Source organism: Cellulosilyticum ruminicola JCM 14822, assembly GCF_001311925.1.
GTDB classification, from domain to species: domain Bacteria; phylum Bacillota; class Clostridia; order Lachnospirales; family Cellulosilyticaceae; genus Cellulosilyticum; species Cellulosilyticum ruminicola.
This window is the reverse complement of the sequence record NZ_BBCG01000049.1, coordinates 21,806-28,468: the sequence shown is the minus strand read 5'-3', so window position 1 is coordinate 28,468 and position 6,663 is coordinate 21,806. Positions and strand designations below refer to the sequence as shown.

Sequence of the window (6,663 nt, the reverse complement as noted above, 5' to 3'; positions counted from 1 at the left end):
TTTTCTGAGAACGAAAGAGTCTTGCATATCTAAAGTTACCTTTCGCAGTTGTAAAGGCTGCTAACTGATAAACAGTTGGCTTATCACTATTGATGTAAAGCTTCACTTCACCCCAATCGAATTCACACACATCGCCAAGCTTATATTCTTGTTTAATATAGGCTTCTTTAGATTGTTTATTGAGTTGTCTAACAGCTTTACAAACAGTGGTATATTTTTTTCATGGTTTTGTTCAAGATACATCTGGATCTTATATATAACTTCTGGTGTTAACTTTGTTTTTGATCGAGAAGAGGTATCATATTTAGTTTTTTCTACTACTTGTTGAATAATTAAAGGAAAATCTTCAGACTGAGGATTTGTTGCAATGAGTTTTTCTCGAGAAGCATAGTATTGCTTAATGTATCTTCTTATCGTATTACGTCCTATGCCAAACTCTCTAGCAATAGCTCTTTGAGATTTTCCATTAAGAGCTGCCATAATAATTTCTTGTTTCTGTATCAAAGTAATCACTCCATATTACCCCATATGTAATTGTTTGTACATATGATTATAAGATTGAAGTGGTTCCATTTTAGAGTATCATATACATCTATCTTCAATAGTATGTTGTTTACAAGACTGTTTTAATGAGAAAAGCTGATCTCGATAATAACGAGGTTTTGAGGATTCTATATCTGCTAAAAATTGCACAGCTTCTGTTATATGATTGGAGTATTCCAATACTTAAGAGCTAAAAGATTACTGCCTTTAATATGTTCTTGAATTAAGTTGCCCTTACCAGTAGCGATTTTATGAGTTACTAATACTTCTCCAGTATCAACATCTAATAAATCTAACGTATCACCATTTAGAGAAAGAAGAACTTCTTTCCCAGGAGAGTAAGTACCTTTAGGTAATTGATAACGATTTTGTTTATAAGAAATAGTATTGTTTTTTCGAACAGAATACGTTAATCTAGAGTTAGATTGTTGATTAAACAATGAAGAAGGTATCTGAAGTAAGTGTTATTTTTCAAGGGTGAACACTTCTTTGGGTACTTTTTTGTTATATCGTGAACCTTTCCATTTCCAGTCCTATCAAGGCAAAGCAGATTTTCATCATTAAATGAATCAATGTCCTTAAAAATTCTATGTTTTGCAAAGTTATTCTTTGCAAACTTTACAACAGCTTTAACTTTCCCTTTACTTTCTGGGTTATATGCCCTGCAAAGTCCCATTTTAAATTTCATGTGGTAAATATAATTTTGAAAAGTTTCTGTACAAATGATATCACCTGCATTTTCTAAAACAATAATAATCCTATCTTGATCATAGACGATTCCACCAAAGTATTCAAAAGCCTTTTGATGAAGTATAATTAAGTCATCGCTTGTAAAAGGATGTTCTTGCCACCAGACAAACTTATATCTCTATTCCTGTTTGTGAATTTGGCAGAGCTCATTTTAGCAAACGATTTAGAGATATTTCATCTTATGGTTAGTGTGCATCTAAAAAAGAAACTTATTACGGTTTAAAGCTTCATGCTGCAGTTACTTTAGATGGTTATCTTGCAGAAATTGAAATACAGCTGCCAACGTAGATGATTGTGCTATTCTATGGGAACTATTATCAGATGTCTATCAACCTATTGTTCTAGGTGACAAAGGATATATAGGTGATCATATTGCCCAAGAACTAAAAAATGAGAAAAATATGACCTTGCTGGCTTTAAAAAGAAATAACAGTAAGAACCCTTACCCAAAAGATTTAAGAAACTGGATTAGTAAGCATCGAAGACGTATAGAAACTACATTCTCGCAGCTAGCAGAACAATTCCATATCAATGAGGTATTAGCCAATTTAATGAGTGACTTAAAAGCAAGGAATCAAAGTAAAATTTTAGGGCATAACATCGCATATTTCATGAACAAATGCCTTGGTAATAAAGAAACTGGACAGATTAAGCATTTAATATTTGGATAAATAGACCTTAGTATAATTATTTTAGGAATTATACAACCTGATGTATTACTATATTTATCCTATTTATAAGTTGAGATAATCTAACACATGTCGTTATATTTCTAAAACTCTTAGTGCAGCAACTTTTACGCGTTTTATTAAAAAGCTTTCTGAGACAGATATTTTAGAAAGAACTTATAGGAGAATGATTTATAAAGCTAACTCTCTAGGACTTATTGATGCAACTAATGTTGCTATAGATGCTAGCAAAATAAATGTCTTTGAATATGCCCTACCTCTTAAAAAGATGATGTAACTTTTCCTAACTGGGGAGGTAAACTTGACACTAATGGTAACTTTATTAAATGGTTTGGTTGGAAAATGCATGCATTAGTTGATACTGCGAGTGGTATTACATTATCGTACATGATTACTCCAGCTAATGTAGTCGATATGGATATGGCAGAGCCACTTGTACAAGGAAGATTATGAAGAACTATTTAAACCTTCATACTACTTAATGGATGCAGGCTATGATAAACCTGAACTTTATCAGGCCTTCTATGAAAAATATAATGGTCAAGGCATTATTCCTATCAATTGTAGAAACACAAAAATATCACTAGAAGGTATAAACTTTGAAGGACAGCTAGTATGTGCTATGAATCATTTATACGTTTACGGCGGAAATGATAATGGTACAATACGCATTCTATGTCCACATACTTGTGGCAAATGTTCATGTGAAAGGGGTTCTAATTGGTGTACAAGTACATTAAGTGGTTATATAGGAAAAGTAAAGATAAAAGATAATCCACGATTTATAAGTTCACCATTTAGAGGAACAGAGTCCTATAAAAAACTGTATAATCAAAGGACTTCCGTAGAAAGAACCTTTAGTGATTTAAAAGATAATTATAGTTTAGATAATCTTAGAGTACCAACAATGAAAAAGCAAAAGTATTTATGGATATTTGTTGTATTGCTCTGCTTGCGTCAAGATTAAATAATGCTCAAAAAAATCAAACTGTATCAGCATAAATTCTAAGTAATTAAAAAAATATTGTAACAAAGCCTGTGGATAAAAAATATCAAATTTTACTGGTTGAACTGAATGACTTAATTTTTTTAATTTTCTATAAAAAATTAAAGATTTTATCCACAGAAGGGAACTTTTGAATTGTGAAATATCCTCAAATAATAGATGCAAAAGTTAAGATTGTACGTATGACGTGTATAAAAATAGTGATGCATCGTTTGAATAGAATTAGTAAATTTATCCATTTATTTATCCGTATTTATCCTTTTTTTATAACTAATGAGCCACCTCAATTAGAAGATTAGCATATTTTTCTTAATGAAATACTTTGCAGATTTGCAAAAGTTTACTTAACATAGAAGTATTCTATTAGGACAAAATAATAATATAAAATATGCTTTAGGGGGCGGCAATATATGAAAAAGAAAGCTTTTAAGATGATGTTATACCTCTTATGTAGTTTCACACTTGTTTCACCTATGATTATTCAGGCTCAAACAAATAAAAAAGATAAACCTGGTACAGCTATTTTTGTTATGGTAGATGTACCATGTATTATGACAAGTACTAAACATATTCATAAAGATAGCTCCAAACTCTATCTAGATGTAAAAGTACCACAAGTTCATGGATTCAGCGATAAAAAATTTGAAAAATTATTAAATCATCGTTTTTTACAGGAGGGAACAAATAAGGCTAAAACAGCTATTCAAAATGCGGAAACCTATAATAAACAAAGTTTAGAAACCAATATTCCACCTTTAAAGTTTGAGTATTTATCAAACTTCACAATTATTGAAAGCACATCTCCTTACTTTGTACTAGAATTCTTAGATTATGAATATAGCGGAGGGGCACATGGATTAAGCACACAAAAATATATTGTAACTGATACACTTAACAATACTGAAATTATGCTTAAAGATTTGTTTAAAGAAAATACACCTTATATTGAAAGAATCAATGCAGAAATTACAACTCAGATTAAAGAACGTACTGCAAAAGGTGAATATTTCTTTACTAATGGTGATGGCTTTACAAGTATTAAAGATACTACACAATTTTATATAGATAAACATGGTCAGATTATTATTGTATTTAATGTGTATGAAATTGCACCTTACGCTGCAGGTGCTATTTCATTTCCAATTAATTCAGAAACAATCAAAGACATCCTTAAATGAAATTGTCATTTTTTACTTTTTAGTGTAATATAAAAATAGTATATTATTCTAAAAAGGAGGAAAGCATGTACAAAAATAATATGTACACGAAAAAAAATCACATATGGTTCAAAGCAATCTTAATGTTAGCATTTATTGCAGGTGTACTTGTTGCTAGTTTTTTCATTTTAAACTTTACTGCAGCTTATGAACAACCTACTTTAGTTGGCACATGGGTTTCAACCGAAACAGATGCATCCGTTAAGTTTACAGAAGATGAACATGTAAAACTATCAACAAGCACACTTATTGGTACTTATCATATTATTTCTCCTAATACCATGGAATATACAATAGACGGTTTAACTTTTATAATGTCTTATCATATAGAAGGTAGATATTTATATTGGGGGATGGATGAAGAAACACTTGAGTGTTTTAAAAGAAGATAAATCCCAGCATTTTTGATGAAAGTAGGTGAACATCATGAATCGTATGGAAATAGAACATATTTATGAACTAGCATATAAAAGTGGTAAATTATCTTGGAATCAAAAAACATCTGCTGGTCAGTCAGGTTATTTACCAGCATTAGATGGGATGTTACAGCCAAATGACGTGGCAGCAGAATACCCTTTAGGATTAATCGATATTCCGATTGATAAAATCATAGGAACTTATACACATTCTAGAAGTATTTCATTTGCAGATAACTTTATGCCTATTATGCCAATACAAACTGAATTTGCATCTAAATGGATGCATTTATATCATTATCATATTGACAAAGGTATTGCAGATCCTATTAAAGTATATGAGTATTTAAATCGTTTTTTCGTTATAGAAGGTAATAAACGTGTAAGTGTGCTCAAATATCTCAAAGGAACCACAATCAGTGGGCATGTTATTCGCTTAATTCCAAAACGTAATCCAGATGATGTACAAAATAATATATACTATGAATTTATGGACTTTTACAAAGTAACACGTATTAATAGCATATGGTTTTCTAAAGAAGGATCATTTGATGAATTGACTAATTATTTTAATCAATATCCTTATGAGGGAGATGAAGATAGTGAACCTGGTGAAAAAGGTAAAATCTTTTTAGCCAACATTTATCGTCCTTTTAGACAAATCTATCACGAACAAGGTGGCGGGAAACTTAGTCTTACAACTGGAGATGCCTTTTTAACATTCCTTAAGGTCTATGGGTTAGAAACAGAGATTACCCCTGAAAAACATCGAGTAAATATTAAAAGTTTAATTTCAGAACTTCAAAGTTCTGTGAAAGATGTTGTAAGTGTAGAAACAGAGGCTATTGAAACACCACGTAAGAAATTACGTTTTAGTAATTTAACAGACTTTATGCTTCCTAAAAAGGCTTTAAAGGTTGCCTTTGTGTATGCAAAGCAATCTGATAATTCAGGATGGGCTTATAGTCATGAATTAGGCAGACTACATATTGATAACATTTTTAAAGGTCAGATTACAACTGAAAAAATTTGTAATGTATCAGAAGATGAACGTGCTTTCGAAACATTTAAAAAGTTAGCTGAGACAGGATACGATATTGTATTTGCAACAAGTCCAACTTTCTTAGCACCTGCATTAAAAGCAGCTATTGAGTTTCCAAATGTGAAGTTCTTTAACTGTGCAGCAACACATTCTTATAAATCATTAACATTATATTATGGTCGTATCCATGAGCCACGTTATTTATTAGGGATGATTGCAGGAAGCATGACACAAACTAATGTGATAGGCTATGTTGCACCTTATCCTATTTCAGAGGTTATTAGTAGTATTAATGCCTTTACATTAGGTGCAAGAGCCGTTAATCCTTATGTAACAGTTAAAGCACTTTGGACTAATCGCTGGGATAATCCAGAAGGTGGTAAATGTATTGCTGAAAAATTATTACAGATGGGCGCAGATATTATTTCTAATGAAGATTTACCAATACCAGGAGATATTTCAAAAGGATACGGTGTTTATAAAATAGATGCCAAAACCCATGAAAAATACACTATGCTATGGCAATCTGGAACTGGGGTGTATTTTATGAAGGTGTTATTCAGAATATCTTGAATGGTACTTGGCGTAACTTATATGAAGAGTCTGAAAAACGTACAATTAACTTTTGGCAAGGTATGAATAATGGTATCGTAGATATCCTTTATTCAAATCGTAATATTAATGCACCAATGAAATATTTAGTAGAAAATATTAAAAAATCTATTATGCGTAATGAATTTAATATTTTTGAAGGACCTATCTATGATCAAAATCACGTGCTTAAAGTAAAACGTAATACTTCACTTGATTATAGTGATATTGTACACATGGATTGGTTAGTAGATGGGGTAAAAGGTGAAATACCTGATATCAAAACACTTATTCCAACAGATCCTTTTTCTTATATGAAAGGACTTACTGGTAAAGCATAATATTATAAGATGTATAATAAAAAACGGCAGAACTAAGTTCTGCCGTTTTTTATATTGTTAACTTTGGG

Annotated in this window: 8 protein-coding genes and 1 pseudogene; 7 read left to right on the top strand and 2 right to left on the bottom strand. The window is 31.1% G+C overall.

Annotated elements, in window-relative coordinates:
• Nucleotides 1–102: 102 nt before the first annotated feature.
• Nucleotides 103–504, bottom strand: coding sequence for a helix-turn-helix domain-containing protein (locus tag JCM14822_RS13990; protein ID WP_054742983.1), 402 nt, complete (start codon nt 502–504; stop codon nt 103–105).
• A 197-nt stretch (nt 505–701) separates the two neighbouring features.
• Nucleotides 702–983 (bottom strand): PH domain-containing protein, encoded by a 282-nt coding sequence (locus JCM14822_RS13985; protein WP_054742982.1) that lies wholly within the window; start codon nt 981–983, stop codon nt 702–704.
• 430 nt (nt 984–1,413) lie between these two features.
• On the opposite strand from JCM14822_RS13985, the pseudogene JCM14822_RS25130 reads away from it, so the two are divergent.
• From JCM14822_RS25130 to JCM14822_RS13950, 7 genes and pseudogenes are all read left to right on the top strand, one after another.
• Nucleotides 1,414–1,964: pseudogene (locus JCM14822_RS25130) on the top strand (IS982 family transposase); the annotation flags it as partial.
• A 360-nt stretch (nt 1,965–2,324) separates the two neighbouring features.
• On the top strand, nt 2,325–2,435 hold the full coding sequence (locus JCM14822_RS20455; RefSeq protein WP_157047778.1) for a hypothetical protein: 111 nt from the start codon (nt 2,325–2,327) through the stop codon (nt 2,433–2,435).
• Nucleotides 2,416–2,949, top strand: coding sequence for a transposase (locus JCM14822_RS13970; RefSeq protein WP_054742979.1), 534 nt, complete (start codon nt 2,416–2,418; stop codon nt 2,947–2,949). Before JCM14822_RS20455 ends, JCM14822_RS13970 begins: the two co-directional genes overlap by 20 nt.
• A 449-nt stretch (nt 2,950–3,398) precedes the next feature.
• The gene (locus JCM14822_RS13965) at nt 3,399–4,166 is read left to right on the top strand and encodes a DUF3298 and DUF4163 domain-containing protein (protein ID WP_054742978.1); all 768 of its coding nucleotides are present in this window, start codon (nt 3,399–3,401) and stop codon (nt 4,164–4,166) included.
• Nucleotides 4,167–4,231: 65 nt separating this feature from the next.
• Nucleotides 4,232–4,597, top strand: a complete 366-nt coding sequence (locus JCM14822_RS13960) for a hypothetical protein (protein ID WP_054742977.1) — start codon at nt 4,232–4,234, stop codon at nt 4,595–4,597.
• Between the two features lie 34 nt (nt 4,598–4,631).
• Nucleotides 4,632–6,236: a BMP family ABC transporter substrate-binding protein gene (locus JCM14822_RS13955; RefSeq protein WP_054742976.1), complete on the top strand. Its 1,605-nt coding sequence runs from the start codon at nt 4,632–4,634 to the stop codon at nt 6,234–6,236.
• Nucleotides 6,233–6,595 (top strand): hypothetical protein, encoded by a 363-nt coding sequence (locus JCM14822_RS13950; RefSeq protein ID WP_054742975.1) that lies wholly within the window; start codon nt 6,233–6,235, stop codon nt 6,593–6,595. The genes JCM14822_RS13955 and JCM14822_RS13950 overlap by 4 nt, the downstream gene beginning before the upstream one ends.
• Nucleotides 6,596–6,663: the final 68 nt, after the last annotated feature.

What these genes read in the sequence shown, in the direction of transcription:
- JCM14822_RS20455 (WP_157047778.1), top strand. Translation starts at nt 2,325, where the DNA reads ATGCATGCATTAGTTGATACTGCGAGTGGTATTACATTATCGTACATG.
- JCM14822_RS13965 (WP_054742978.1), top strand. Translation starts at nt 3,399, where the DNA reads ATGAAAAAGAAAGCTTTTAAGATGATGTTATACCTCTTATGTAGTTTC.
- JCM14822_RS13960 (WP_054742977.1), top strand. Translation starts at nt 4,232, where the DNA reads ATGTACAAAAATAATATGTACACGAAAAAAAATCACATATGGTTCAAA.
- JCM14822_RS13955 (WP_054742976.1), top strand. Translation starts at nt 4,632, where the DNA reads ATGAATCGTATGGAAATAGAACATATTTATGAACTAGCATATAAAAGT.